24 protein-coding genes, 1 tRNA gene and 1 pseudogene are annotated in these 25,584 nt (G+C 63.4%); 15 read left to right on the top strand and 11 right to left on the bottom strand.

The features are described from left to right. Positions 1-31: 31 nt before the first annotated feature. From ispE to hisC, 6 genes are all read left to right on the top strand, one after another. On the top strand, positions 32-913 hold the full coding sequence (ispE, locus tag HDG33_RS12525) for a 4-(cytidine 5'-diphospho)-2-C-methyl-D-erythritol kinase (protein ID WP_184026918.1): 882 nt from the start codon (positions 32-34) through the stop codon (positions 911-913). Positions 914-965: 52 nt separating this feature from the next. After that, positions 966-1,042, top strand: a tRNA-Gln gene (locus tag HDG33_RS12520). Positions 1,043-1,104: 62 nt separating this feature from the next. Next, the gene (locus HDG33_RS12515; protein ID WP_008921698.1) at positions 1,105-2,061 is read left to right on the top strand and encodes a ribose-phosphate pyrophosphokinase; all 957 of its coding nucleotides are present in this window, start codon (positions 1,105-1,107) and stop codon (positions 2,059-2,061) included. A gap of 163 nt (positions 2,062-2,224) precedes the next feature. Then, positions 2,225-2,842 carry a 50S ribosomal protein L25/general stress protein Ctc gene (locus HDG33_RS12510; protein WP_090802936.1) on the top strand — a complete coding sequence of 206 codons (618 nt, stop codon included), beginning with the start codon at positions 2,225-2,227 and terminating at the stop codon, positions 2,840-2,842. Between the two features lie 148 nt (positions 2,843-2,990). Continuing rightward, positions 2,991-3,596: an aminoacyl-tRNA hydrolase gene (gene pth, locus HDG33_RS12505; RefSeq protein ID WP_090802935.1), complete on the top strand. Its 606-nt coding sequence runs from the start codon at positions 2,991-2,993 to the stop codon at positions 3,594-3,596. Positions 3,597-3,646: 50 nt separating this feature from the next. Further along, positions 3,647-4,726, top strand: coding sequence for a histidinol-phosphate transaminase (gene hisC / locus HDG33_RS12500; protein ID WP_184026915.1), 1,080 nt, complete (start codon positions 3,647-3,649; stop codon positions 4,724-4,726). Between the two features lie 78 nt (positions 4,727-4,804). On the opposite strand, the gene HDG33_RS12495 is transcribed toward hisC, so the two are convergent. The 3 genes from HDG33_RS12495 to HDG33_RS38040 all read right to left on the bottom strand — a co-directional run bounded on the left by HDG33_RS12495 (position 4,805) and on the right by HDG33_RS38040 (position 7,085). Then, positions 4,805-5,062, bottom strand: a complete 258-nt coding sequence (locus tag HDG33_RS12495) for a YfhL family 4Fe-4S dicluster ferredoxin (RefSeq protein WP_090802933.1) — start codon at positions 5,060-5,062, stop codon at positions 4,805-4,807. 33 nt (positions 5,063-5,095) lie between these two features. Further along, positions 5,096-5,866, bottom strand: coding sequence for a hypothetical protein (locus tag HDG33_RS12490; RefSeq protein ID WP_260330411.1), 771 nt, complete (start codon positions 5,864-5,866; stop codon positions 5,096-5,098). 838 nt (positions 5,867-6,704) lie between these two features. Further along, a complete protein-coding gene (locus HDG33_RS38040) occupies positions 6,705-7,085 on the bottom strand; it encodes a hypothetical protein (protein WP_311548294.1) in 381 nt (126 codons plus the stop codon). Between the two features lie 237 nt (positions 7,086-7,322). Between HDG33_RS38040 and HDG33_RS12480 the strand changes: the two genes are divergently transcribed. Beyond that, positions 7,323-7,670: a winged helix-turn-helix domain-containing protein gene (locus HDG33_RS12480; protein ID WP_184026902.1), complete on the top strand. Its 348-nt coding sequence runs from the start codon at positions 7,323-7,325 to the stop codon at positions 7,668-7,670. A 492-nt stretch (positions 7,671-8,162) separates the two neighbouring features. On the opposite strand, the gene coaD is transcribed toward HDG33_RS12480, so the two are convergent. Together coaD and rsmD are read right to left on the bottom strand one after the other, a co-directional pair. Continuing rightward, positions 8,163-8,672: a pantetheine-phosphate adenylyltransferase gene (coaD, locus tag HDG33_RS12475; RefSeq protein ID WP_062125937.1), complete on the bottom strand. Its 510-nt coding sequence runs from the start codon at positions 8,670-8,672 to the stop codon at positions 8,163-8,165. Positions 8,673-8,772: 100 nt separating this feature from the next. Then, the gene (gene rsmD, locus HDG33_RS12470; RefSeq protein ID WP_184026888.1) at positions 8,773-9,387 is read right to left on the bottom strand and encodes a 16S rRNA (guanine(966)-N(2))-methyltransferase RsmD; all 615 of its coding nucleotides are present in this window, start codon (positions 9,385-9,387) and stop codon (positions 8,773-8,775) included. Between the two features lie 250 nt (positions 9,388-9,637). On the opposite strand from rsmD, the gene ftsY reads away from it, so the two are divergent. Beyond that, positions 9,638-10,795 carry a signal recognition particle-docking protein FtsY gene (gene ftsY / locus HDG33_RS12465; RefSeq protein WP_184026872.1) on the top strand — a complete coding sequence of 386 codons (1,158 nt, stop codon included), beginning with the start codon at positions 9,638-9,640 and terminating at the stop codon, positions 10,793-10,795. Positions 10,796-10,907: 112 nt separating this feature from the next. On the opposite strand, the gene maiA is transcribed toward ftsY, so the two are convergent. After that, positions 10,908-11,552, bottom strand: coding sequence for a maleylacetoacetate isomerase (gene maiA, locus HDG33_RS12460; protein WP_184026869.1), 645 nt, complete (start codon positions 11,550-11,552; stop codon positions 10,908-10,910). A gap of 34 nt (positions 11,553-11,586) precedes the next feature. Continuing rightward, on the bottom strand, positions 11,587-12,285 hold the full coding sequence (locus tag HDG33_RS12455) for a fumarylacetoacetate hydrolase family protein (RefSeq protein ID WP_184026866.1): 699 nt from the start codon (positions 12,283-12,285) through the stop codon (positions 11,587-11,589). 222 nt (positions 12,286-12,507) lie between these two features. Between HDG33_RS12455 and ybiB the strand changes: the two genes are divergently transcribed. After that, a complete protein-coding gene (gene ybiB, locus HDG33_RS12450; RefSeq protein ID WP_184026863.1) occupies positions 12,508-13,479 on the top strand; it encodes a DNA-binding protein YbiB in 972 nt (323 codons plus the stop codon). A 381-nt stretch (positions 13,480-13,860) separates the two neighbouring features. Further along, positions 13,861-14,847, top strand: a pseudogene (locus tag HDG33_RS12445) (2-isopropylmalate synthase); the annotation flags it as partial. A gap of 197 nt (positions 14,848-15,044) precedes the next feature. On the opposite strand, the gene HDG33_RS12440 reads toward HDG33_RS12445, so the two are convergent. Together HDG33_RS12440 and HDG33_RS12435 are read right to left on the bottom strand one after the other, a co-directional pair. Continuing rightward, on the bottom strand, positions 15,045-15,428 hold the full coding sequence (locus HDG33_RS12440) for a nuclear transport factor 2 family protein (RefSeq protein WP_008921685.1): 384 nt from the start codon (positions 15,426-15,428) through the stop codon (positions 15,045-15,047). A gap of 41 nt (positions 15,429-15,469) precedes the next feature. Next, on the bottom strand, positions 15,470-16,042 hold the full coding sequence (locus tag HDG33_RS12435) for an acyloxyacyl hydrolase (RefSeq protein ID WP_184026842.1): 573 nt from the start codon (positions 16,040-16,042) through the stop codon (positions 15,470-15,472). A gap of 356 nt (positions 16,043-16,398) precedes the next feature. Here HDG33_RS12435 and rpoH point away from each other — a divergent pair, with 356 nt between their 5' ends. The 5 genes from rpoH to cydX all read left to right on the top strand — a co-directional run bounded on the left by rpoH (position 16,399) and on the right by cydX (position 20,909). Continuing rightward, complete coding sequence (rpoH, locus tag HDG33_RS12430) at positions 16,399-17,334, top strand: RNA polymerase sigma factor RpoH (RefSeq protein ID WP_184026837.1); 936 nt, start codon at positions 16,399-16,401, stop codon at positions 17,332-17,334. A gap of 408 nt (positions 17,335-17,742) precedes the next feature. Next, positions 17,743-18,003: a cytochrome oxidase putative small subunit CydP gene (gene cydP / locus HDG33_RS12425; protein WP_018419327.1), complete on the top strand. Its 261-nt coding sequence runs from the start codon at positions 17,743-17,745 to the stop codon at positions 18,001-18,003. Next, positions 17,993-19,585, top strand: coding sequence for a cytochrome ubiquinol oxidase subunit I (locus tag HDG33_RS12420; RefSeq protein WP_184026820.1), 1,593 nt, complete (start codon positions 17,993-17,995; stop codon positions 19,583-19,585). The genes cydP and HDG33_RS12420 overlap by 11 nt, the downstream gene beginning before the upstream one ends. Positions 19,586-19,619: 34 nt before the next feature. Then, positions 19,620-20,756, top strand: a complete 1,137-nt coding sequence (gene cydB / locus HDG33_RS12415) for a cytochrome d ubiquinol oxidase subunit II (RefSeq protein ID WP_184026796.1) — start codon at positions 19,620-19,622, stop codon at positions 20,754-20,756. 36 nt (positions 20,757-20,792) lie between these two features. Further along, positions 20,793-20,909, top strand: a complete 117-nt coding sequence (cydX, locus tag HDG33_RS12410) for a cytochrome bd-I oxidase subunit CydX (RefSeq protein WP_184026783.1) — start codon at positions 20,793-20,795, stop codon at positions 20,907-20,909. A gap of 113 nt (positions 20,910-21,022) precedes the next feature. Here the strand turns inward: cydX and nagE are convergent, their stop codons facing one another. Continuing rightward, positions 21,023-22,837 carry an N-acetylglucosamine-specific PTS transporter subunit IIBC gene (nagE, locus tag HDG33_RS12405; RefSeq protein ID WP_184026763.1) on the bottom strand — a complete coding sequence of 605 codons (1,815 nt, stop codon included), beginning with the start codon at positions 22,835-22,837 and terminating at the stop codon, positions 21,023-21,025. 132 nt (positions 22,838-22,969) lie between these two features. Continuing rightward, on the bottom strand, positions 22,970-25,576 hold the full coding sequence (ptsP, locus tag HDG33_RS12400) for a phosphoenolpyruvate--protein phosphotransferase (protein WP_184026746.1): 2,607 nt from the start codon (positions 25,574-25,576) through the stop codon (positions 22,970-22,972). Between the last annotated feature and the right edge of the window lie 8 nt (positions 25,577-25,584).

Here is a 25,584-nt window from a genome sequence, read left to right as displayed (position 1 = left end):
TTGGCGCCACCGTGGCGCATGTAGCCTTCTCATGATCGAAACAACCAATTCGCTGCGCGACTGTCTCGCGCCAGCGAAACTCAATCTCTTCCTGCACATCACCGGCCGTCGGCCGGATGGTTATCACACGCTGCAGACGGTCTTCCAGTTGCTTGACTGGGGCGACACGCTGCACTTCACGCGACGCGACGACGGTCTCATCACGCGCCGCACCGAAATCGCCGACGTGCCACCCGAGCATGACCTGACCGTACGCGCCGCGACGTTGCTGAAGGTACATACGGGCTCCCGCGAAGGCGTCGATATCGAAATCGACAAGCGCCTGCCGATGGGCGCGGGCCTCGGCGGCGGCAGTTCCGATGCGGCGACGACGCTGCTCGCGCTCAATCGCCTGTGGAAGCTCGATCTGCCACGTCAGGAGTTGCAGGATCTTGCGTTGAAACTCGGCGCGGACGTGCCTTTCTTCGTATTTGGAAAAAATGCGTTTGCAGAGGGTGTCGGAGAATCATTGGACGTTGTACAATTGCCGCCGCGTCACTTCCTGGTAGTGACGCCGAGGGTGCAGGTTCCGACTGCAGCGATTTTTTCCGAAAAAGCGTTGACAAGAGATACAAAGCCCCTCATAATTACGGACTTTCCCGCAGAACTCAGCTGCAACACTGAGTGGCCAGAAAGCTTCGGCCGGAATGACATGCAGCAGGTTGTCGTAGGAAAGCACGCGGAAGTAGCGCAAGTGTTGCGGTGGTTTGAAAGCATCGCGCCAGCGCGGATGTCCGGATCGGGTGCCAGTGTTTTTGCAGCGTTCCGTAGCAAAGCTGAAGCAGAAGCGGCGCAAGCCAAACTGCCCGGCGAGTGGAACAGTGCAGTAGCAGCGGGCTTGGATCAGCATCCACTCTTTGCTTTTGCGTCATAAGTTTTGCATCGTCGAACGAAACTCCACGTTCGGCGGAGCTCAAAGTTAGTGTAGGGGAGTCGCCAAGCTGGTTAAGGCACCGGATTTTGATTCCGGCATGCAAAGGTTCGAATCCTTTCTCCCCTGCCAAAAATTCTCGTAGTTCGCCGTAGTTCGCATTTCTCCCGCCCCCAGCCTGAAGTAGGTGCACGATGAGCAGCCATGACGGCCTGATGGTTTTTACTGGCAACGCAAATCCCGCGCTTGCACAGGAAGTCGTCAAAAACCTCGGTATTCCCCTCGGCAAAGCAATGGTTAGCCGTTTCTCGGACGGCGAAATCCAAGTCGAGATTCAGGAAAACGTGCGCGGCAAGGATGTCTTCGTCCTGCAATCCACGTGCGCGCCGACTAACGACAATCTGATGGAACTGATGATCATGGTCGATGCGCTCAAGCGCGCATCCGCAGGCCGGATCACTGCAGCCATCCCCTACTTCGGTTATGCCCGTCAGGATCGTCGCCCGCGTTCGGCGCGCGTCGCCATCTCGGCTAAGGTCGTGGCGAACATGCTGGAAATCGCCGGCGTCGAGCGGATCATCACGATGGATCTGCACGCCGACCAGATTCAAGGCTTCTTCGACATCCCGGTCGACAACATCTACGCAACGCCCGTGCTGCTCGGGGATCTGCGCAAGCAGAACTACGACAACCTGATGGTAGTTTCGCCGGACGTCGGCGGTGTGGTCCGCGCCCGTGCATTGGCGAAGCAACTCAATTGCGATCTCGCGATCATCGACAAGCGTCGCCCGAAGGCGAACGTCGCCGAAGTGATGAACATCATCGGTGAAGTCGAAGGCCGCACCTGCGTGATCATGGACGATATGGTCGACACGGCTGGCACGCTGTGCAAGGCCGCGCAGGTTCTGAAGGAACGCGGCGCGAAGCAGGTATTCGCGTACGCCACCCACCCGGTTCTGTCGGGCGGCGCGGGTGAGCGTATTGCCGCTTCCGCACTCGACGAACTCGTTGTCACGGACACGATTCCGCTCGGCGAAGAAGCCCGTTCGTGCGCGAAGATCCGTTCGCTGACGAGCGCCGGTTTGCTCGCCGAAACGTTCTCGCGCATCCGCCGCGGCGATTCGGTGATGTCGCTGTTCGCTGAGAGTTAAGCATTTGCGAAGACACCGGGTACCGCTTCATGCGACACGCGGCGTTTTTGCACAATCGGCATGAACGAACGAAGGTTCTTGCCGCTATCCTGGGCCTCAGCCATTACGGCTTCGAGGCCCTGTTTTTACTGCCTGGTCGCGGGCAGTGCATTGGAGATTTAACATGAAAGTAGTCGCTTTCGAGCGTTCCCTGCAAGGTACGGGTGCGAGCCGCCGCCTGCGTAACTCGGGCAAGACCCCGGGTATCGTTTATGGCGCCGGCGCTGACACGCAACTGATCGAACTCGATCACAACGCCCTGTGGCACGCGCTGAAGAAAGAAGTTTTCCACTCGTCGATCCTCGATCTGGAAGTGGCAGGCAAGTCGCAACAGGTTCTGCTGCGCGACGTGCAATACCACCCGTTCCGTCAGCTCGTGCTGCACGTGGACTTCCAGCGCGTCGACGCGACGAAGAAGCTGCACACCAAGGTGCCGCTGCACTTCTTGAACCAGGAAACCAACCCGGCAGTGAAGCTGTCGAGCGCGGTGATTTCGCACATCCTCAACGAAATCGAAATCGAGTGCTTGCCGTCGGCACTGCCGGAGTTCATCGAAGTCGACCTCGCGAAGATCGAAGCAGGTCAATCGGTTCACGCGAAGGACATCCCGTTGCCGGCAGGTGTGGCGCTCGTGGCCCACGTCGACGCGGAAAACCCGGTGGTCGCTGCTGCAACGATCCCGGCTGGCGCAATCGCTGAAGACGCTGCTGCTGCTGAAGGTGGCGAAACGCCGGCTGCTTAAGAGCCTTCCGGTTCGAAGCAAGCAATCCTCTCGATCCGTTTCCTATGAAACGGTCGATGTGACCCGCCGAGGTTCGCCCTGGCGGGTTTTTTTTCGGCTTTTCTAGTCCGGTACGTTTCACTTCCGGACTTGGTGGACTCACGCAATCATGATCAAGCTGATCGTCGGGCTCGGCAATCCGGGCGCCGAATACACCGCGACGCGTCACAACGCCGGCTGCTGGCTGGTCGATCAACTCGCGCGCGAGGCCGGCACCGCGCTGCGCGACGAGCGGCGCTTTCACGGCTTTTACGCGAAAGCGCGGTTGCATGGCGAGGAAGTGCATCTGCTCGAGCCGCAAACCTACATGAACCGCTCTGGTCAATCGGTCGTCGCGCTCGCGCAATTCTTCAAGATTCTTCCCGACGAGATCCTCGTCGCGCACGACGAGCTCGACATGCCACCTGGCAGCGTCAAGCTGAAGCTCGGCGGCGGCAGCGGCGGGCATAATGGGCTGAAGGACATCAGCGCGCATCTGTCGTCGCAGCAATACTGGCGGCTGCGGATCGGCATCGGCCATCCGCGCGATCTGATTCCCGAAAGCGCGCGCGCCGGCGCGAAGCCGGACGTCGCGAACTATGTGCTGAAGCCGCCGCGGCGAGAAGAGCAGGAGGTCATCGACGCGTCGATCGAACGCGCGCTCGCGGTGATGCCGCAGATCATCAAGGGCGAGCTCGAACGCGCAATGATGCAACTGCATCGCAACAACAGCTGACGCGCGCCACACTCATCGACACCCGCAATCGGCCCCGCAAGGAGAATCGCTTGAGCCGCTACTGGAGCGACATCGTTCACCGTCTGACGCCGTACGTGCCGGGCGAGCAGCCCGCGCTCGCGCATCCGGTGAAGCTCAATACCAACGAGAATCCGTATCCGCCGTCGCCGCGCGTGCTAGACGCGATCCGCCGCGAGCTCGGCGACACGGCCGACGCACTGCGCCGCTATCCCGATCCGAGCGCACGCAAGCTGCGCGAAACGGTCGCCGCCTATCACGGCATCCGCGCCGAGCAGGTGTTCGCGGGCAACGGCTCGGACGAGGTACTCGCGCTAACGTTCCAGGCCTTGCTCAAGCACGACGAGCCGCTGCTGTTTCCCGACATCACTTACAGCTTCTATCCGACCTACGCGAAGCTGTTCGAGGTCGACTACCGGACCATCCCCCTCGACGACAGCTTCGCGATCAACGTCGACGACTACACGGTGCCCAACAGCGGCATCCTGTTTCCGAATCCGAACGCGCCGACCGGCCGGCCGCTGCCGCTCGCGGTAATCGAACGCCTCGTCGCGAGCCATCCTGATTCGGTCGTGGTGATTGACGAAGCGTATGTCGACTTCGGCGCCGAGTCGGCGATTGCGCTGATCGCGCGCTATCCGAATCTGCTCGTCGTGCAGACCGTGTCGAAGTCGCGTTCGCTCGCCGGCATGCGCGTCGGCTTTGCGTTCGGCGATCCTGCGTTGATCGATGCGCTCAATCGCGTGAAGGACAGCTTCAATTCGTACCCGCTCGACCGCCTCGCGCAAGTCGCGGCCACCGCCGCCTACGAAGACGACGCATGGTTTCGCGAATGCTGCGCGAAGGTGATCGCGAGCCGCGAACGGCTTGCGGCGGAATTGACCGCGTTCGGCTTCGAGGTGGTGCCATCGGCGGCGAATCTGCTGTTCGCGCGGCATGAGGGGTACGACGCGGCGACGCTCGCGTCGCGGCTGCGGCAAAAGGAAATTTTCGTGCGGCATTTCAACGCGCCGCGCATCGACCAGCATTTGCGGATCTCGGTCGGCACCGACGCCGAATGCGACATACTGCTCGACGCTTTGCGCGGCATTTTCAGCGCTTACGTCGGATAACGGAAACGCCGCCCCCAAAAGAAAACGGCGAAGGCTCGCAGGCCTTCGCCGTTTTCTTTTGCGCGTCTCCCGCGAACGTCAGGTGCCCTTGGCGGCCTGCAACGCGTGATATTTCGCCATCAAACCTTCGGGCGTTTCCAAGTGGTTCGGGTCACGCGGAATGCACTCGACCGGACACACCTGAATGCATTGCGGCTCGTCGAAATGACCGACGCACTCGGTGCACTTCTTCGGGTCGATCACATAGATTTCCGGGCCCATCGAAATCGCGTCGTTCGGGCACTCGGGCTCGCAGACGTCGCAATTGATGCACTCGTCGGTAATCATCAGGGCCATGCCGCCACCAGCTTTGCTAGAGAAAACAATACATTATAGCTTTTTCGCCCCCGCACGGCCGTGCAATCCCACGCCAGGATCATGGACGGCCGCGCTTCTCGGCCAGGTAGCCTTCGTCGCAAACTGGTTGGCGTATGCGCTGTTCAACGCCAACTGGATGCTGAACATGCCATTCGACACGCGGGAACTGCCGGGCTGTTTCGGCAACAGGGCCAGCAGTGCCTTCATCACATACAGAATGATTAGCGCGCCGGCCAGATCACCCACAAACATCGTGAAGAAGCTTTCGAACCAGTTCTTCGTCGTACCGGCCAGCGCGAACCACAGGTGGTGAAACAGCGTATTTGCTCCCGAATAGGCGACAGCCAGAACAAGCAGCCGCTTCGGCGTCAGGTTCGTCAGCGATGCGCGCAGATCGAAATACTCGAGCGCAAACCTGTAGACCAGATACGGTGCCAACGACCCAAGCAAAGCGCCTGCTATTGCACGCACCGGGTCATGCGGAAACCAGTACAGAAAGTCTGTAATCAGTCCGGCAAGCAGCAGGCCGAGTGCACCATCGAACCCAACCAGCAACGTGCTGAGAAGCCGAACACCCGACGGCAGGAAAATCCAGTTGACGCCTCGCACGAAAGACGTGTGCGTAAACACCTCCTGATTGATCCACAGCGACGCCAGGAACGCGATCAGGGTCCCAGCGATCGACCAAAAATGCAAACGTAAGCTAGACATTGCGGTGAGCCATCCTCGGTTGCTTTTGCCGAATGCATCATAGCGTGCCCGTATGGCGTTCCGCGAGCACAAGCAGCAGGCTTTCGGTCACAGATATCGTGACGCTCACGGAAAAAATCTCGCGAGGCCCTCAAGTTCTGCGCGACGCGACCGAAAACCCATGTATAGCTTTATGCCCGGCTCGACAAGCATGCAGAGCCGCGTCCATATTGATATGCTTTTTATAGCGATGAACCTGAGAGAACAGGCTGGAACGGAACGCGCTATCCGGACGAACCGGTGGCTATCGGCACGCCGACCAGTAGGCCGCCCGCCTGCTGCATGGCTCGCGTGCTATCCCGTCTTTCAAGATGCGTTGCTCGGCTGCGAAACAAGGTTGGGGGCGCTGCCTGACTTCGTCAGGCGCGCTGCTTTGGAAAGGCTGGGTGGCTCCAATTATTCGTGTGTGCCCACTTCAGTACTTGATGAAGTCCGCGCCTCTTACCTGGAACTTCGCAGCACATGCGTCGCAGAAGAAGTACGTCGATACCTGTCTGATACCGAGGACAGTCTGCTGGCGTCACACGAATCGTCGGACGCCCTTGAAACCCTGGCGGCGGGAATGCCGCGGATGCTGGCTCCGCCTGTCGCTCGCCCTCCGTGTCTGCTGAGTTCTGGCAACGGAATGTTTCTCGGGGGCTGGGCGCGGTTTGTTGCGTACTGGTGTCGGAAAGACCCAACGATTCCGCTACTCGCGGTAGATTGGCCGATCCTCTACGAGCACGCAGCGCCCTACAGCCTTCGCCACTTGATTGACGATCCTGGTTTTGCATCGACCGGTTGAATCCGCCTTCGGAAAGCAGCCAATCGTCCTCCAGCGACGGCTCGAGTTGATCACCCCCACGAACCTTGGCAATGCGCGACTTTATCGTTATAGTTTTTGTAACGGCCAAACCTGAGAGAAATGGTTCGCGTGGAACGCGCTGTCCGGACCGACCGGTTTTCTGGCTCGCGCCGACCGGTCGGTTACGTTTGATCGGTTGCATAACGGCAAAAGCCCATGCTCAACCTGCTGTTTCCTTTTATACCCGTGCAAAAGAGTACGAGGCCGTACGCTGAGCGCGCCGGACGAATCGCTGCCACACATCAAGAAGAAGCTTTGGCGATACACCGCATACGGCGCCACCGTAGCGATGATTCCGCCGGCGATTGACCGCACAGGGTCGTGCGGGAAGAAATTGAAGAGGGCGACGAGCCAGCTCGCTAATAGCAAGCCGATTGCGCCATCGCCCCCCAGAAGCAAGGTGCTCAATAGTCTGACTCCCGACGGCAGGTAGATTCAGCTCTCGTCCCGGACGAACTCGATGTGCGTGAAGACTTCCTGGTTGATCCAGAGCGACAGCGCGAACGCGATGGCCGTGCCCGCGACCGGGAGCAAACCCAAACGCAAGCTGGACATGGAGATAAAATAGGGAAGCCCGGTTGTCGCAGGGCATCAAGGTTCGCTTTCCGCGCTCGGGTGAGCGGCGTTTTCGTTGGAGCGATGGTCATGGGCCGCCCTGCTGATATCTATCTTCGATTTCTTCAATTGACCGAAGCACTGCGAGGTCTTCCCTCACTTCCCGCGCTCGATCCGCTCGAAGAAAAGATCCTGGAGTTCGTTGCTCGCATGAGGCAAAAAAACGAACGCCTGTCGGTTCGAGACATGATGGCCCAAAGTTCGCTGGGGTCGCCGGCTACCTTGCATGCCCGTATCACGTCAATGCGCGAAAAGGGCTGGCTCCTGCTCGACGACACGGAAGACGCTCGCCGCAAACAGGTCGAACTGACGCCCGCGGCCCTCCGGCACTTCGACAAACTTGCCGAGGCGTTCACGAAAGCTGCGAAGGGAAGCTGACATTGTTCTGCTTTGGTTAAGCCGGCACTATCCGGTTAGGAAAAACTCCTCATTCCTCTTGCAATGCCCGTCTAGTTGCTCCGCTCCGGCAATTCCACGTATGCGGCACCTGTCACCCTGTTGAAATCCATCGTAACGTACTGGTGCGCTTCGTCAGTTCATACTCGGCGAATTGGACAAAGGTATATCGATTGCCCACGCCCGTGACTTTTTCCGGATAGGGTTCCGTAGGAACCTGACAAGCCGGCGTGACTATTGATGATCGCCCCGTTTGCGATGAAGAGACAATTCTTGTTCTTCGCATCATCATTGACATCGCAGCTTGCGCGAACCATCGAATACACCGATGCCCATGCATAACGACAGGATTGACGTTCGCCGCCAATACGGCTCGCCAACATTACTTGGAACAGCCGACCGATGCACCTGGCGCCGATCACCGAGGCCTGGCCGGTCTTGATCCGTCAAAACCGGCATTCGCGCGACTCATGCTCAGGTCCCCTGAGCGCCGTCCTGCGGATCCAGCGAAGCGACCTTCTCCTTCAGCCATTTTTCGACGGACGGGAACACGAACTTGCTGACGTCGCCGCCCAATTGCGCGATCTCGCGCACGATCGTGCCCGAGATGAACTGATACTGATCGGACGGCGTCATGAACATCGTCTCGACGTCGGGCAGCAGATAACGGTTCATGCCCGCCATCTGGAACTCGTACTCGAAGTCCGACACCGCGCGCAGCCCCCTGACGATCACCCGCGCGTTGTTGGTCCGCACGAAGTCCTTCAGCAGTCCCTTGAAGCTCATCACCTGGACGTTCGGATAGTGGCCGAGCACCTCATGCGCAATCGCGAGGCGCTCCTGGAGAGTGAAAAACGGCTTCTTGGCACGGCTGTCGGCCACACCCACCACCAGCGTGTCGAAAATGCTCGACGCGCGCCGAACGAGGTCTTCGTGACCGCGCGTCAGCGGGTCGAACGTGCCCGGGTACACGGCGACTACCATGAGACTTCTCCTCTCTTCAGACAAAAGGGCACGTCCGGGCGACGCATTTCGCACCGGCGCGGATGACGATAAACCGCCCGGCCCTTTTTTGGAACGCGCATTATTCCTTATTTTCGCGCTGCAGCAAATGAAAGTGCACAGCGCCCGCTTTGCCCTGCCGCACGAGTTCCCAGCCTGACAGTGGCTTGTGAGCGGCCGGTTCGAGCGCTTCGCCTGCCTCGACATAAAGATAGCCGTCGGCGCGCACGAGCGGCACGGCCACCGCGAGCGCCTTGCCGAGCAGGTCGGCATCGAACGGCGGATCGAGGAACACGACGTCGAACGAGCCTGGCGCGAGACTCGCCGCAAGACGCAGGCCGTCCGCCTCGGCGATTTCGATCATGCGTGCATCGAGCCGCTGCTGGTTTGCGCGCAACTGGCCGGCAGCGCGCGCATGGCGCTCCACCATCAGCACGCGAGCGGCGCCGCGCGACGCGGCCTCGAAGCCGAGCGCCCCACTACCAGCGAACAGATCGAGGCAGTGCTGGCCGTCCAGACGCTGGCCGAGCCAGTTGAACAGCGTTTCGCGGACGCGGTCGGGCGTCGGGCGCAAGCCGTCCAGATCGAGCACCGGCAGCGGCGTGCGTTTCCAGTCGCCGCCGATGATGCGAATGGCATGCGGTTTGCCACTTTTGGACGAAGCGCCAGCGGCGCGTGAAGGTGCTAAACGAGGCATCCAGTATCGTGCAGTTTCAGCTAGGTGATGAACACGCCCGCGGCGTCGATGCGCGCGGGCCGGAGCGCTCACGTTACCACAGGGTTGGCACGCGTCCAGCCTGGCCGAGCGGCCGATACGACGCGCCGCGGCACGCCTGATAAAATGTGCGGCTGCCAGCGCCCCGCCTTTTCGCATCCCGGCGCTGCCCACCGCTTCGCCGGTCCCGTGCCGGCTGCGCGCATCGGCGCGCTCTCCCATACGTCAGATCATGTTCAGCTTTTTCAAACGATTCAAGGGTTCGAAAGAGTCCGATACCGCCGCAGACGAATCGCTGGCGACGCAAGACGGCGCGGCACCCGAGGCCGAGGCCGCGCCCGTTGCGCCCGCCGAACCGATCGAACCGATCGAACCTACCGCGCCCCCCGTTCCTGTGGCCACGACGATCATCGAGCCGCAGCCCGAGCCGCCAGACGCCATGCTCGACACCGTCGAAATCGTCCCGCCGCCCGTGCAGGATGCCGGCGCGAAGCGCTCGTGGCTTACGCGTCTGAAGAGCGGCCTCGCGAAAACCAGTTCGAACCTGACCGGCATTTTCGTCGGCACGAAGATCGACGAGGACCTGTACGAGGAACTCGAAACCGCGCTGCTGATGTCTGACGCCGGCGTCGAGGCGACCGAATTCCTGCTCGAAGCGCTGCGCGAAAAAGTGCGCGGCGAACGCCTGACGGCCCCCCTGCAGGTCAAAACCGCCTTGCGCACACTGCTCGTCGAGTTGCTCAAGCCGCTCGAAAAATCGCTGATGCTCGGCCGCGCGCAGCCGCTCGTGATGATGATCGCCGGCGTCAACGGCGCGGGCAAAACCACGAGCATCGGCAAGCTCGCGAAGCATCTGCAGAGCTTTGACCAGTCGGTGCTGCTCGCGGCCGGCGACACGTTCCGCGCCGCCGCGCGCGAGCAACTCGCCGTGTGGGGCCAGCGCAACAACGTGACCGTGGTCGCGCAGGAAAGCGGCGACCCGGCCGCGGTGATCTTCGACGCGGTCGGCGCCGCGCGCGCGCGCAAGATCGACGTGATGATGGCCGACACGGCCGGCCGCCTGCCCACGCAACTGCATCTGATGGAAGAACTGCGCAAGGTGAAGCGCGTGATTGGCAAGGCGCAGGACGGCGCGCCACACGAAGTGCTGCTCGTGATCGACGCGAACACCGGCCAGAACGCGCTCACACAGGTCAAGGCGTTCGACGACGCGCTCGGGCTCACCGGCCTGATCGTCACCAAGCTCGACGGCACCGCGAAGGGCGGCATCCTCGCGGCGATCGCGCGGCAGCGGCCGATTCCGGTGTATTTCATCGGCGTCGGCGAAAAGGTCGAGGATCTGCAGCCGTTCAGCGCGGAGGAGTTCTCGGACGCGCTACTGGGCGGCTGATCGCGTGATCGTTGCGGCGCTCGGCGCTCGCGACGAACCAAAGAAAAAGGGCACTCAGCGGAGCGCCCTTTTTTCGTTTCGAGCTGCCGTCGACGTGTCAGCGATCCCGGGCTCACTCCGCGTCCGGCTGCACGCCCGGCGCCGCGCGCGCGAACGCGTCGAGTTGCATCGCGTGATCGTAGATGCGCTGGATCGTCGGAAACTTTGCGGTGTCGACCTTGAAGCGCTGCGCGTTGAATACCTGCGGAATCAGGCACGCGTCGGCGAGTGTCGGTGCGTCGCCGAAACACAGTTTGCCGGTGCGCGCGTCGCCGGCAAGATGCGTCTCCAGCGTCGCGAAGCCCGCGTCGATCCAGTGCCGGTACCACGCGTCCTTCGCGTCGTCGTCGACTCGCAGCGTGTGCTTCAGATAGCGCAGCACGCGCAGATTGTTCAGCGGATGAATCTCGCAGGCGACCTGCAGCGCCACCGAGCGCACATACGCGCGATCGAGCGGCGCGTTCGGCAGCAGCGGCGGCTCGGGATGCGTCTCCTCGAGATACTCGATGATCGCGAGCGACTGCGGCAGCAAATGACTGCCGTCGGCGAGCGTCGGCACGATGCAGTCGGGGTTGATCTTGCGATACGCGGGCTTCAACTGCTCGCCGCCTTCGCGCACAAGGTGCACGGGTACGTAGTCGTACGACAGGTTCTTCACGTTCAGCGCGATGCGCACGCGATACGACGCCGAGCTACGGAAATAGCTGTAGAGCTTCATGTTGTCTGCCTCCTCCACCTGCACGCAAGCCGTCTCAGACGACGCGCACGCTGAACTCGCCGAGCCCGTCCACGCCGCCCTTCATCAGGTCACCCTTCACGACCGCGCCGACGCCTTCCGGCGTGCCGGTGAAAATCAGGTCGCCAGGCCGCAGTTCGAACAGCGTCGACAGATACGCGATCGTCTCGGCCACCGACCAGATCAGCTGCGACACATCCGCGCGCTGCTTGTCCTCGCCATTCACCGACAGCCAGATCTCGCCTTTGCCGATGTGACCAACCGTCGAAGCCGGATGGATCGGGCCGAGTGGCGCCGAGTGATCGAAGCCCTTGGCGGTATCCCACGGACGACCCATTTTCTTCGCTTCGCCTTGCAGGTCGCGGCGCGTCATGTCGAGACCGAGCGCGTAGCCGTAGACATGGTCGAGCGCGCGGTCGACGGGGATGTCTTTGCCGCCCTCGCCGATCGCCGCGACCATTTCCATTTCGAAATGGACGTTCCTGGTCTGCGACGGATACGGGAATTCGCCGGTCGCGCCCGGCGCGACGTATACGATCGCATCGGCCGGCTTCGTGAAGAAGAACGGCGGCTCGCGGTCCGGGTCGTGGCCCATTTCACGCGCGTGCGCCTCGTAGTTGCGCCCCACGCAGTAGATGCGGCGCACCGCGAACTGCTCGCCCGACCCCACGACCGGCACCGCGACCTGCGGTGCGGGTGCAAATACGTAACTCATCCCGTTCTCCGTTTTCCGATGTGCGCCGCCGAGGCGGCGAGAAACATCGAGTGTAACGCGCGGCACGGCGCGGGGGCGTGTCAGGCGGCCCGTCGCGCGCCACTGCGTGCCCGCTTCGTTGCTGTTCGCCCGCTCGCCATAGATGCGATACTCACACCGAACTGTTCCCCGAATGGCGTAGCGAACCGCCAGGCGCGGCACGCCACCCGCCTCTTGCGCACGATGACCGACTCCACCGATACCACTTCTCCCTTCCCCTGGGCCCGATTCATCAAGGAAATCGGCCGCGGCCCGAATGGCGCCCGCGCGCTGACCGCCGACGACACGCGCTCGCTCTACACCGCGATGCTCGACGGCCGCGTCGACGATCTCGAACTCGGCGCGGTGCTGCTCGCGTATCGCGTGAAAGGCGAAACCGCCGACGAACTCGCCGCGATGCTGGCCGCCGCGCATACGTCGTTCGAGCCGGTGCGGCTGCCGCACGGCGCGTTTCGGCCGGTGTCGATCCCGTCGTACAACGGCGCGCGCAAGCAGCCGAACCTCGTGCCGCTGCTCGCGCTGCTGCTCGCCCGCGAAGGCGTGCCGGTGCTGGTACACGGCGTCACCGAGGATCCGGGTCGGGTGACGAGCGCGGAAATCTTCACACATCTGCGCATCGCCCATGCGCAGTCGCACACGCAGATCGAAGCTGGACTTGCGGAGCGCCGCGTCGCGTTCGCCTCGATCGACGTACTGGCGCCCAAGCTCGCGCGCCTGCTCGCGCTGCGCCGGCGCATGGGCGTGCGCAATTCGACACATACGCTCGTGAAGCTGCTGCAGCCGTTCGCGCCCGCGGGATTGCGGCTCGTGAACTACACGCATCCGCCGTATCGCGACAGTCTCACTCAGCTGTTCGTCACGCATCCCGATGCGGCCGTCGGCGGTGCGCTGCTAGCGCGCGGCACCGAAGGCGAGGCGGTCGCCGATACGCGCCGCCAGGTGCAGGTCGACTGGCTGCATGACGGCATCTGCGAGACGCGGCTGCCGCACGAGCGCTCGTCGCCCGATGCGCCCGAAGTCGAGCTGCCCGAAGCGCGCGACGCGGCGACCACGGCCGCCTGGATCGACGCCGTGCTGCGCGGCGAAGCGCCGGTGCCTGGCGCGCTCGAGCGGCAGGTCGAGCTGATCGTCGATATCGCGAAGACGGCGGCCTGACCGCCGCGGGTTGACAGGCCAACGCACGCCGTCATACATTTGGCCTCATGCGTTCCCTTCCGAACACCCTCCGAATTATCTCCGGCTGCCTGGCGCGGCCCCTATCGCTACACCTGGCGTAAGTCTCGCGTAGCGCCGCGCGCTGGCAGCTCCGGTTGCCGTCGGCGGTCTTCCCCGTAGTTCCCGCAGTTTCGCTTCACCTCCGTCGTAGTTCTCCACAACCTGTCGTCGTTTGCATTCGTCCGTTTACCGCGCGGACGATGCGAGAGGATCACATGTACGTTGCATGGGCAGCATCCGCAGCGTGCATGCGTGAACAGTCGGCCAACCGCTCGACGTCGCCACCCTCCGCCGACGACACCACGAATGAGGCACCTCACCATGTTGCGCAACCCCGCTGAAAAGTACCGCCCTTTTCCCGCCGTCCGGCTGACCGGCCGCAAATGGCCGAGTCGCACGGTCGACGCCGCACCCGTCTGGATGAGCACGGACCTGCGCGACGGCAATCAGGCGCTGATCGAACCGAGGAACGCTGCCCAGAAGCTCGAGTACTTCGAGATGCTGGTCGCGATCGGTTTCAAGGAAATCGAAGTGGGCTTTCCGTCGGCGTCGCAGACCGATTTCGACTTCGCTCGCAAGCTGATCGACGAGCAACGCATTCCCGACGACGTCACGATCGAAGTCTTCGTGCCGTCGCGCGCGGAGCTGATCGCACGCACGTTCGACGCGCTCGAAGGCGCGCCGCGCGCGATCGTGCATCTGTACAACGCGATCTGCCCGTCGTTCCGGCGCATCGGGTTCCAGCAGTCGAAGGATGAGATCAAGGCGCTCGCCGTCGAAGGCACGGGCCTCATCAAGGAACACGCGCAGGCGCGGCCGGGCACGCGCTGGACCTTCCAGTACTCGCCCGAGACCTTCAACACGACCGAGCTGCCGTTCGCGCGCGAGGTGTGTGACGCGGTCGCGCAAACGTGGCGGCCCACGCGCGATCACAAGATGATCGTCAACCTGCCGGCAAGCGTCGAAGCGGCCACGCCGAACGTGTTCGCCGACCAGATCGAATGGATGCATCGCAACCTCGGTTACCGCGACAGCATCGTGCTGTCGGTGCATCCGCACAACGATCGCGGCACCGCCGTGGCCGCGGCGCAGCTCGCGCTGCTGGCCGGCGCGGATCGCATCGAAGGCTGTCTGTTCGGCAATGGCGAGCGCACCGGCAACGTCGATCTCGTCACAGTCGCGATGAATCTCGACGCGATGGGTATCGACAGCGGTCTGGATTTCTCGGATCTCGCGACGATCAGGCGCGTGGCGGAACGCTGCACGCGGCTTCCGGTGGCGGCGCGGCATCCGTATGCGGGAGAGCTAGCGATGCGCGGCACGCGCGAGGCGCGCGACGCGGATGCCGATGTAGACGAGCACGGCGCAAACAGCCGCGACAAAGCTGGCGAATGCGCGACCGCGTGAATTCGCGTTGGGCCTCGAGCCTGCTGCTGCGGAGTGCACACCCGCATTCCGCTGCCGCTGAAGACGCGCTCACGAGGCGCGCCCGCCCGATGAGAATCTCACTCGAGCGCGCAACGGGTCGCCTGCCACGCGATCAGTCGCCACTGCCCGTCTTCGTGCGTGTGAATCGCGGTATAGGCAATCGGAAACAGGAGCGCGCCGTTGTTCGCCTCCATCTCGATCAGCGCGCGGCCCGTGACGACGTAGGTCTCGCGCCCGGCCGGCAAGACATCCTGCGACTGCACCTCGATTTGCCGATAACGACGGCGCCCCGCGGTGATCCCGTCGATGAACTGCCGCTTCGTCTCGCGCTTGCCATTCGTATGGACGTAGCTCACGTTGTCCGCGAGCAGCGTGTCGAGCGACTGCCCATCGCCATCGACCATCGCGCGAAAACGCTCTCGCTCGAGCCCGCGAATCGCTTCGATCATCTTTGCCGCCATTGCAGAGCCCCTCGAACACCGCGAGCCGCAGGCGGCCACGGTCAGAAGTGATATTGCAAATATAGCTGGCTGAAATTTATACCAGGATTCGGCTCTTTGATACCGCCATTGGAGACATGCTGGAAGCGGTAGCCGGCGACATACTGCTCACGAGCGCCGAACCGCAACCCGACGCCCGCCATCTCGGCGAACTGGCACGCGGTGCCCAACGTGAAGTCGGAAGAAATGCGCGGGCTGGTCAGCAGCCGGACGCCGGCACCCACCTCGATGAATGGCCGCACCGAACCCGACGACCTGATGAAGCGGATCACCGGCGTCACACCGATCTCGCCGATGTTGTCGTGAACGTTTCCTTCATTGGTGTGCCACCACGCGACATGCGCCTCGCCGAGCAGCGCGAAATGCCAGTCGCCGATCTGCCACCAGGTCAGGTTTGGATCCCAGACCACGCCGAGATCGAGCGTCCTGACGTGATGGTCGCCGACGCCGGCGGCCACCTGCACGCCGAACTGCTCAGCTTGGGACGCGCCCGCCGCACCCAACAGCAGAACGAGCAGAACGGCAAACGTGCTTTTTAGAGTAAGCCCACACACCACGAGATTCTGCCTGTTCATCCGCCCCCCATACTGCCGAGTATTAAGCGAGCGCCCCCTTTATTCCAAGCACGAATTCAGGAGCAAGTATTTCCCAGATAATGCCCATGACCAGCAATTATTCTCTTTAAAAACGGGGACGATGTCAGTCAAACATGAGCCTGCAACCGCTCCCAGCGGTACTTTGTACAGGTCCAACGCGCAAGGCAAATAGAGCGTATGATGGCTATCAGAAGTCAAAACTCAATAGGATTTTCGGGAACTCGGATGCCCCTGCGACCTCTAAGTATTAGCACTCGGCAGATCTGAGTGCTAACATCCATCGCTGGAGTCGTTTACTGAGTACGCTATTGTCTGATTCCAAAGGAGCTTCACACGTGAGCCATGCAATGACCCTTCCGAGTACTTTGAGCCCGTCGTCGGCTAAGGCCGCTCCGGCAGGTGCACTGGCGCTCTCGCATTCCTCGCTGCTGTCCGGTCATCTGGGCAACATCGACGCCTACATCCAGGCGGTCAACCGGATTCCGATGCTGACGCCGGCGGAGGAACGCCAGTTCGCCACCGAGTTGCGCGAACACGACAATCTGGAGGCTGCGCGCCGCCTGGTGCTGTCGCACCTGCGACTCGTCGTGTCCATCGCGCGTAACTACCTCGGTTACGGGTTGCCGCACGCCGATCTGATCCAGGAAGGCAACATCGGCCTGATGAAAGCGGTCAAGCGCTTCGATCCCGAGCAAAACGTGCGCCTCGTGTCGTACGCGATGCACTGGATCAAGGCCGAGATCCACGAGTACATCCTGCGCAACTGGCGCATGGTGAAGGTCGCCACCACCAAGGCGCAGCGTAAGCTGTTCTTCAACCTGCGCAGCCACAAGCAGGGGCTTGGCGCGTTCACGCCGGACGAGATCGAGGGTCTCGCGAAGGAGCTGAACGTGAAGCGCGAAGAGGTCGCGGAGATGGAGACGCGTCTGTCGGGCGGCGATATCGCGCTCGAAGGTCAGGTCGAAGACGGCGAGGAGTCGTACGCGCCAATCGCCTATCTGGCCGACTCGCATAGTGAGCCGACTGCCGTGCTGGCTTCGCGTCAGCGCGACCGGCTGCAAAGCGACGGCATCGCAAGCGCGCTCGACGCGCTCGATCCGCGCAGCCGCCGCATCATCGAAGCGCGCTGGCTGAAGGTGGCCGACGATGGCTCGGGCGGCTCCACGTTGCACGAGCTGGCCGACGAGTTCGGTGTCTCGGCCGAACGTATCCGCCAGATCGAAGCCAGCGCGATGAAGAAGATGCGCGGCGCGCTGACCGAATACGCGTAAAGCGTCGAAGCCATGCGCGCGTCAATTGTGTCCCGCCCATGACATAGGTAAAAACGACACGCGTTAATCGGTCGCTCCATTTAGCGACCATCGCGCTCAAGCCCCGCCCTCGCAAGACGGCGGGGCCTTTTCATTCTTTTCGCCCTTTCTTGCGTCCCCGCGGCCGCGCTTCGCGTCGGCCTATCCGCAAGCCGGCTTGTCGAGGCCGGTAAGCGTTTCTTGACGTATCGCAAGTCCGGTAGCAATACTGCACAGACGCGGCAAGTTTCGCGACGTGTTGCCGCATGGCTAAACCTGAGCGCGCGAGGTTCACCTCCTACAATCGGCATGCATTCGCCAGACTGCCTGACGGCCAGGGCGGTCTGGATCCAGCCGGACTCACCGGCGTGAAGTCGTCTTCGACCGATCATGACCATAGCCCTGAATCGCAGCAGCACTGTCCGGTCGCGCTTGCGCGGCCGGTTCACCAGGTGGGTGCGCGGTCCAACGCTGGCGCGCGATATCGCCATCATCCTCGCCATCAAGTTCGTCCTACTGATGGCGCTCAAGTACACATTCTTCAATCATCCACAGGCGCAGCACATGATGCTGCCGCCTGAGCAGGTCGCGCAGGCGCTGCTGTCGGTGCCCGCCCCGCATCCGTCTCGAGGTGATCAACATGCCCGTTAGCGAAGTCGTAGAACTGTCGCGGTTCCAGTTCGCCGTCACGGCGCTTTATCACTTTCTGTTCGTGCCGCTCACGCTCGGTCTCGCCTGGCTGCTCGTCATCATGGAATCGGTCTACGTGATGACCGGCAAGCAGATCTACAAGGACATGACGCAGTTCTGGGGCAAGCTGTTCGGCATCAACTTTGCAATGGGCGTCGCGACCGGCCTCACGCTCGAGTTTCAGTTCGGCACCAACTGGGCTTATTACTCGCATTACGTCGGCGACATTTTCGGCGTGCCGCTCGCCGTCGAAGGGCTGATGGCGTTCTTCCTCGAATCGACGTTCGTCGGTCTGTTCTTTTTCGGCTGGAACAGATTGTCAAAAATCCAGCATCTGATCGTCACGTTCTGTGTCGCGCTCGGTTCGAACCTGTCGGCGCTGTGGATTCTGATTGCCAACGGCTGGATGAACAATCCGGTCGGCGCGAAGTTCAACTATCAGACGATGCGCATGGAGCTCGACAGCATCGGCTCGGTGATCTTCAACCCGGTTGCACAGGTCAAGTTCGTGCACACGGTATCAGCTGGATACGTGACCGCGGCGATGTTCGTACTCGGCGTGTCGTCGTGGTATCTGTTGAAGCGCCGCGACACCGAGTTCGCGCTGCGCTCGTTCGCGATCGCCGCCGGCTTCGGCCTCGCGTCGGCGCTGTGCGTGATCGTGCTGGGCGACGAATCCGGCTATCGCACCGGTGAAGTCCAGCAGATCAAGCTCGCCGCGATCGAATCCGAATGGGAGACCGCGCCCGCGCCGGCGCCGTTCACGATATTTGGCATCCCCAATCAGAAAGAGCAACGCACCGACTATGCGATCCGTGTGCCGTACGCGCTCGGCATTATCGCGACCCGCTCGCTCGACGAACCCGTGGTCGGCCTGCGCGACCTGATCGCCCAAAACGAAGGTCGCATCAAGGACGGCATGCTCGCCTATTCGGCGTTGCAGCGGTTAAAGGGCGGCGACTCCAGCGACGAGGCGCATGCGGAGTTCGACAAGTACAAGGACGATCTCGGCTACGCCCTGCTGCTCAAGCGGTTCACGCCGAACGTCATCGACGCGACGCCAGACCAGATCGCCGCGGCGGCAAGAAGCACGGTTCCGCCGGTGTTGCCACTGTTCTTCTCGTTCCGCATGATGGTCGGCCTTGGCCTGCTGTTCCTCGCGACCTTCGTGCTCGCCTTCTGGTTCTGCGCGCAGCGCACGTTGCTGCTCGAAAAGCGTCGCTGGTTTCTGCGCTGGGCGGTCATCGCGATTCCGCTGCCGTGGCTCGCCGCCGAGCTCGGCTGGATCGTCGCGGAAATGGGCCGCCAGCCGTGGAGCATCGCGGGCATTCTGCCGACCAACCTGGCCGCGTCGACGCTGACGCCGCGCGATCTGTATCTGAGCATCGGCGGCTTCGTGCTGTTCTACACGGGGCTGTTCGTCATCGAGATCATGCTGATGTTCAAGTACGCGCGGCTCGGCCCTTCGTCGCTGCATACGGGCCGCTATCACCACGAGATCGGACAGCCGGTGACGCAGCCACTGTCGAACACGGCCGCATGACGCACCGCTGCACCGCCCCGGAGGAGAAACCCATATGGACTACGCAGCTCTCAGACTGATCTGGTGGGTGTTGATAGGTGTACTGCTGATCGTCTTCGCGCTCACCGACGGCTTCGACATGGGCGCGGCGATCCTGCTGCCGTTCATCGCCAACACTGACTCCGAGCGACGCATCGTCGTGAACACGGTCGGCGCGACGTGGGAAGGCAACCAGGTCTGGCTCGTGACCGCGGCCGCCGCGATGTTCGCCGCGTGGCCGCTCGCCTACGCGGCATCCTTCTCGGGATTCTACTTCGCGATGCTGCTCGTGCTGTTCGCGCTGTTCTTCCGTCCGGTCGGCTTCGACTATCGCGGCAAGCGCGAGGATCCGCGCTGGCGCAACGCGTGGGACTGGGGCCTCTTTATCGGCGGCTTCGTGCCGGCGCTGGTGTTCGGTGTCGCGTTCGGCAATCTGCTGCAAGGCGTGCCGTTTTCGTTCGATACCGATCTGCGCGTCACCTATCACGGCAGCTTCTTCGGCCTGCTCAATCCGTTTGCGCTGCTGACGGGACTCGTCAGCGTGTCGATGCTGGCCGCGCACGGCGCCGCGTTCGTCAAGTGGAAGACCGATGGGGTGGTTCACGAGCGCGCGTCGAAGGCGCTGCGGCTCGCGGCGCTGTGCACGGTGGTGCTGTTTCTCGTCGCGGGCGCGCTCGTCGCGACGATGATCGGCGGCTATCAGATCGTCGACGCGCCGCCGCTCGACGCCGTCTCCAATCCGTTGATGAAGACCGTGATCGGCGCGCCGGGTTTGTGGCTGAACAACTACGCGCTCTACCCGTGGATGGCGATTGCGCCGCTCGCGGGTCTCCTCGGCGGGGTGCTCGCGGTGCTGCTCGCGCGTTCGCGCTTCGAGGCGACGGCGTTTCTGTCGACGTCGTTGATGATCGTCGGCTTGATCTTGACCGCGGGCTTCTCGATGTTCCCGTTCATCATGCCATCGTCACTCGACGGCCGCAGCAGCCTGACCATGTGGGATTCGACGTCGAGCCGCATGACGCTCGAGATCATGCTGTTCGCCGTCATCGTGTTCCTGCCGATCATCCTGCTCTATACGGGCTGGGTGTATCGCGTGATGCGCGGCAAGGTGACCGCCGCGGCGATCAAGGAAAACCACCATTCGATGTATTAACCGGCACGACGCTTCAACAGAAAACAGGAGTTGGCGATGTGCTATTTCAGCTGGATTCTCGGCGTTGGCGTCGCGCTGGCGTTCGGTGTCGTCAATGTGATGTGGCTCGAATCGCGCGAGATGGCGCGCTCGGCAAAGCGGGGGACTCGCTAGGCGCCACGCTCTGGTCGTCAACGCGAAAGCGGCACCTTGGGACCAGGTGCCGCTTTTTATTGGCGTGCTGCGATCGCCGTGCAACTCAACAGCGCTGGACAGCCATCAACCGATCACGCCGGCACCGGCGCCGCGCCCGCGCCGCCGCCTTGCGACGACAGGCGCTCGGCCAGCTTCTGCGCATAGCGCTGCGCGGCCTCGCCGACGACGATATGGAACGTGTCGGTCGACACCCACGCGGTATCGAGCGTCGCGAGGCGCTGACGATCGACCGCCGACGGATTGCGCACGACTACCCGCAGACGCGTCGCCGCGACCGCATCGAGCGACACCACGTTGCCCGCGCCGCCGAGCACGGCGAGCCAGCGCAGCGGATCGGGATCGAGCGGACCGCCTTGCGCGTCACCGGCGTGCCCAGCGTTTCGCGCGACCGGCGCGGCAGCGGTAGCCGCTGCGGCAGCAGCCGGCGCCGATACAGCAACACCCGCCACCTTCACCGCGTCGCCCTGACCCTGCGCAATCGCCGTACGCATCTCATCGGCGATGATGTCCGCCTCCGGTCCGATGATCACCTGCACGTTGTTCGTGCCGCGCTTGAGCACACCGCGCGCACCGATCGACTTCAGTTCGCTTTCCGAGACCTTGTCCGTATCGACGACAGACAGACGCAGACGCGTCGTGCACGCATCCACGACCGACAGATTCGCCGCGCCACCGAGCGCCGCGATATAGCGCTGCGCACGCGGCACGGCCGCACCAGCCGCCGGCGCGACGAAACCGCCCGCCGCGAACGACTCGACCTGCTCGTCGGCAGCGGCGGGCTCACGGCCCGGCGTCGCCATGTTGAACTTACGGATGAAGAAGCGGAACAGACCGTAGTACACGACCGAGTACACGATGCCGAGCGGAATCGCCCACCAGCCCTTCGTCGACAGACCGAAGTTCAGCACGTAGTCGATGAAGCCCGCCGAGAACGTGAAGCCGAGGTGAATCCCGAGCGCCGAGCAGATCGCGAGCGACAGACCCGTCAGAAGCGCGTGGATCGCATACAGCACCGGCGCGAGGAACATGAAGCTGAACTCGATCGGCTCGGTCACACCGGTCAGGAACGACGTGAGCGCCATCGAGAACAGCAGGCCGAACACCATCGCGCGACGCTCTTTCGGCGCCTCGTGATACATCGCGAGACACGCGGCCGGCAGGCCGAACATCATCACCGGGAAGAAGCCGGTCATGAAGGTGCCCGCGGTCGGATCGCCAGCGAAGAAGCGGTGCAGGTCGCCCGTGACGGGCGCACCGCCCGCCGGCGTGAAGGTGCCGAACACGAACCACGTCAGCGAGTTGAGGATGTGATGCAGGCCCGTGACGAGCAGCAGCCGGTTCAGCACGCCGAACACGAAGGCGCCGAGCGCGCCGGCGGTCGTGAGCCAGTGGCCGGCCACGTCGATCGCGTTCTGCACCGGCTCCCACACATGCCCGAATACGATACCTAGCCCCACGCACACCACCCCTGTCACGATCGGCACGAAGCGTTTGCCGCCGAAGAACGCCAGGTAGTCGGGCAGCTTGATGTCCTTGTAGCGGTTGTACAGCAGCCCCGCGACGACCCCCGCGATGATCCCGGACAGCACGCCCATGTTGAGCTTGTCGTTGATGTCCTTCATCACCGCGATCTGCACCAGATAGCCGATCGCGCCAGCCAGACCCGCGACGCCGTTGTTGTCTTTCGCGAAGCCGACCGCCACGCCGATCGCGAACAGGAGCGGCAGGTTGTCGAAGATCGCGCCGCCCGCATCGGCGATCATCTTGATGTTGAACACGTCGGGCTGGCCGAGCCGCAGCAACAGGCCGGCCACCGGTAGCACCGCGATCGGCAGCATCAGCGCGCGTCCCAGCCGCTGAATCTTCAGAAACGGATTTCCATCCATCGGTATCTCCAATTTTGTCTCGTAGGGGTACGTCTTGGTTGAGTGGTGCAGCTATACGGAGAATCGCGCCGCGCGTGAAGGCAGACGTGCTGCCGGGCGCACGGCGTGCGGGTTCTCAAATTCGTTGGTGTTTCAATCGAGGGGCCACGTGGCGCGGCTTGCGGCTCTGACCGCCTGCGCCGAGTCGAGCGCTAGCGCATCGCGGGCGCGCTGGCGACACAGCTGATAGTCGAGCGTGCGCACGCGTGCCTTGATGCCCGGCACGGAGACCGGATCGACCGACAGCTCGGTCACACCGAGGCCCACCAGCAGCGGCATCGCGAGCGGGTCGCCGGCGAGCGCGCCGCACACGCCGACCCATTTGCCGTGCTTCGCGGCACCTTCGACGGTCGCCGCGATCAGGCGCAGCACCGCCGGATGCAGGCCGTCCGCCTGCGTCGCGAGATCGGGCTGGCAGCGGTCCATCGCGAGCGTGTATTGGGTCAGGTCGTTGGTGCCGATCGACAGGAAATCGGCGTGCTGCGCGAGCTGATCGGCGAGCAATGCAGCCGACGGCACTTCGATCATCACGCCAACTTCGACCGGCTCCGTTCTACCCGCTTCGCGTGCAAGCTCGTCGATACGCTTGCGGATGCGGATCAGTTCGCCCGCATCGGTGACCATCGGCAGCAGGATGCGCACGGCGCCGACCGGACGCACCGCGAGCAGGCCACGCAACTGGTCGTCAAGCAGATCGGGGCGTACCTGCGCGAGGCGCACGCCGCGCAGGCCGAGCGCGGGGTTCGGCTCGGGCGGCAGCGTCAGATAATCGACTTCCTTGTCCGCGCCGACGTCGAGCGTGCGGATGATCGCGGTGCGGCCGCGCAACGAATCGACGATCGCCTGATAGCTGTGGCGATGCTCGTCCGCGCTCGGCGCGGCCGGGCGGTGGATGAACAGCAGCTCGGTGCGCAGCAGGCCGACCGCGTCCGCGCCGTTGTCGACCGCGGCGTTCGCGTCGTCGAGTGTGGCGATGTTGGCGGCCACTTCGATCGCGCGGCCATCGGAGGTCGCCGCTGCCTGCTGCGACGTGCGGCGATTCGCTTCGCGCACGTCGGCGAGGCGGCTGCGTTCGCGTCGCGCACGTTCGACGTCGAGTTCGGTCGGCGCGAATTCGAGCCGGCCGGTGCTCGCGTTCACCACCACCTGAGTGCCCTCGGGTATCGCATGCAACGCGTCGCCGAGCGCGACCAGCGCCGGAATGCCCGCCTGACGCGCGAGAATCGCCGCGTGCGAGGTCGCGCCGCCGCGGGCCATCACGAGCGCGGTCACGCGCGTGCGATCGAGCGACGACAGATCCGACGGCGTGAATTCGTCGGCCGCGAGCACCGCCTCGTCCGGCAGCGTGCGAGCCGCGCTGCTCGTGTAGCCGAGCGCGCGCTGCACGCGCTTTTCGATGTCGCGCAGATCGGCGGCCCGCTCGGCGAGCAGTGCGTCCTCCACATTACTCAGGATGCCTACTTGCGCGCGGATCGCTTCGCGCCACGCAAAACCGGCGCTCTTGCCGAGGCTGATCAGATCGCGCGCGGCGTCGAGCAGTGTCGGATCTTCGAGCAGCACGCGATGCACCGCGAAAATCCCCGCCTCGCCGACCGAGCCGCGTTGCGACGCATCGCGCACGATCGTGTCGAGATCGGCATCGACGGTCGCGATCGCCTTGTCGAGCAGACGGCTTTCCGCCGCCGACGTGCCGCTCGCCTGCTCCGGCGGCTCGAGATCCGCGTCGTCCCAGCGCACCAGCTTGCCGAGCGCGATGCCCGGCGCGGCGCACACGCCCGCGAGCGTGTTCGCCGCGAGCGGCCCGCCCGCGGCGGGCGCCGCAACGACTGCCGCCGGTGCGGCCGCTGGCCGCGCCGCTTTCTGTTCGCGCTTCGGTTCGACCTCGCCGTGCGCTTCGCGCGTCAGTTCGCCAGCGATTGCATCGACCGCCGCCTGCGCGTGCGGACCGACGCCGAGCAGTTCGACGCTTGCGCCTTCGCCGGCACCGAGTCCCAGCAGACCCACCACGCTTTCGATCGGCGCCTTGCGCCCGTCGTAGCGCACCTCGACCCGTGCGTCGAAGCCGCGCGCCGCTTCGCGCGCCCGCGCCGCGGGCCGCGCATGCAGGCCGCCCGCGTGCGTCAGCGTGATCTGCCGGCGCGCTTCGTCCATCACGTGCGCGGCGCTCGCCTCGCGCACCGCGTCGTGGCTGACGCCCTCGCGCGCGCGCAGCACCAGCAGCGTCGTTTCGCCGACCTTGACATGCCCGTTCGGCGCCCGCTCGATGACCTCGAACGCATCCGAATTCGCAATCGCGATCACCGAGACGAGGCTCGGCGCATTCCGCGCGATCTGGTCCAGATCGAACTCGATCAGCACGTCACCGGCGCGCACCTGCGCGCCCTGCTCGACCATCGGCGCAAAACCCTTGCCGTTCAGCCCGACGGTGTCGATACCGATATGCAGCAGAATCTGCGCGCCCTCGGCGCTCTCGAGCGTTATCGCGTGGCCGGTGCGCGCGAGATGCGTGACGACGCCGTCGCATGGCGCGACGAGCCGACCCTCGAGCGGATCGACGCCGATGCCGTCGCCGAACATGCCGCCCGAAAACACCGGGTCCGGCACCTTCGCGAGCGGCACGACCGGGCCGGTCAGCGGTGCAAGCAAAACAATGTGATTCTCGGAATGGCTCATCAGGTTGGACTTCTCGACACGTCGCATCGTCATTC

Origin of the sequence: Paraburkholderia sp. Cpub6 (assembly GCF_014201065.1) — a bacterium.
Lineage (GTDB): Bacteria > Pseudomonadota > Gammaproteobacteria > Burkholderiales > Burkholderiaceae > Paraburkholderia > Paraburkholderia tuberum.
Note: the sequence above shows the minus strand (reverse complement) of the source record. Positions and strands in the feature narration are given on the sequence as shown.

Excerpts from the sequence above, each read along its gene's own strand:
- coaD (WP_062125937.1), bottom strand. The coding sequence starts at position 8,672 with ATGGTAGTCGCCGTGTACCCGGGCACGTTCGACCCGCTGACGCGCGGT.
- HDG33_RS12420 (WP_184026820.1), top strand. The coding sequence starts at position 17,993 with ATGCCCGTTAGCGAAGTCGTAGAACTGTCGCGGTTCCAGTTCGCCGTC.
- maiA (WP_184026869.1), bottom strand. The coding sequence starts at position 11,552 with ATGAAGCTCTACAGCTATTTCCGTAGCTCGGCGTCGTATCGCGTGCGC.
- rsmD (WP_184026888.1), bottom strand. The coding sequence starts at position 9,387 with ATGCCTCGTTTAGCACCTTCACGCGCCGCTGGCGCTTCGTCCAAAAGT.
- cydP (WP_018419327.1), top strand. The coding sequence starts at position 17,743 with ATGACCATAGCCCTGAATCGCAGCAGCACTGTCCGGTCGCGCTTGCGC.
- HDG33_RS12455 (WP_184026866.1), bottom strand. The coding sequence starts at position 12,285 with ATGAGTTACGTATTTGCACCCGCACCGCAGGTCGCGGTGCCGGTCGTG.
- ftsY (WP_184026872.1), top strand. The coding sequence starts at position 9,638 with ATGTTCAGCTTTTTCAAACGATTCAAGGGTTCGAAAGAGTCCGATACC.
- ptsP (WP_184026746.1), bottom strand. The coding sequence starts at position 25,576 with ATGCGACGTGTCGAGAAGTCCAACCTGATGAGCCATTCCGAGAATCAC.
- HDG33_RS12495 (WP_090802933.1), bottom strand. The coding sequence starts at position 5,062 with ATGGCCCTGATGATTACCGACGAGTGCATCAATTGCGACGTCTGCGAG.
- cydB (WP_184026796.1), top strand. The coding sequence starts at position 19,620 with ATGGACTACGCAGCTCTCAGACTGATCTGGTGGGTGTTGATAGGTGTA.
- HDG33_RS12510 (WP_090802936.1), top strand. The coding sequence starts at position 2,225 with ATGAAAGTAGTCGCTTTCGAGCGTTCCCTGCAAGGTACGGGTGCGAGC.
- cydX (WP_184026783.1), top strand. The coding sequence starts at position 20,793 with ATGTGCTATTTCAGCTGGATTCTCGGCGTTGGCGTCGCGCTGGCGTTC.
- pth (WP_090802935.1), top strand. The coding sequence starts at position 2,991 with ATGATCAAGCTGATCGTCGGGCTCGGCAATCCGGGCGCCGAATACACC.
- HDG33_RS12435 (WP_184026842.1), bottom strand. The coding sequence starts at position 16,042 with ATGAACAGGCAGAATCTCGTGGTGTGTGGGCTTACTCTAAAAAGCACG.
- ybiB (WP_184026863.1), top strand. The coding sequence starts at position 12,508 with ATGACCGACTCCACCGATACCACTTCTCCCTTCCCCTGGGCCCGATTC.
- HDG33_RS12515 (WP_008921698.1), top strand. The coding sequence starts at position 1,105 with ATGAGCAGCCATGACGGCCTGATGGTTTTTACTGGCAACGCAAATCCC.
- nagE (WP_184026763.1), bottom strand. The coding sequence starts at position 22,837 with ATGGATGGAAATCCGTTTCTGAAGATTCAGCGGCTGGGACGCGCGCTG.
- ispE (WP_184026918.1), top strand. The coding sequence starts at position 32 with ATGATCGAAACAACCAATTCGCTGCGCGACTGTCTCGCGCCAGCGAAA.
- HDG33_RS12480 (WP_184026902.1), top strand. The coding sequence starts at position 7,323 with ATGGGCCGCCCTGCTGATATCTATCTTCGATTTCTTCAATTGACCGAA.
- HDG33_RS12440 (WP_008921685.1), bottom strand. The coding sequence starts at position 15,428 with ATGGCGGCAAAGATGATCGAAGCGATTCGCGGGCTCGAGCGAGAGCGT.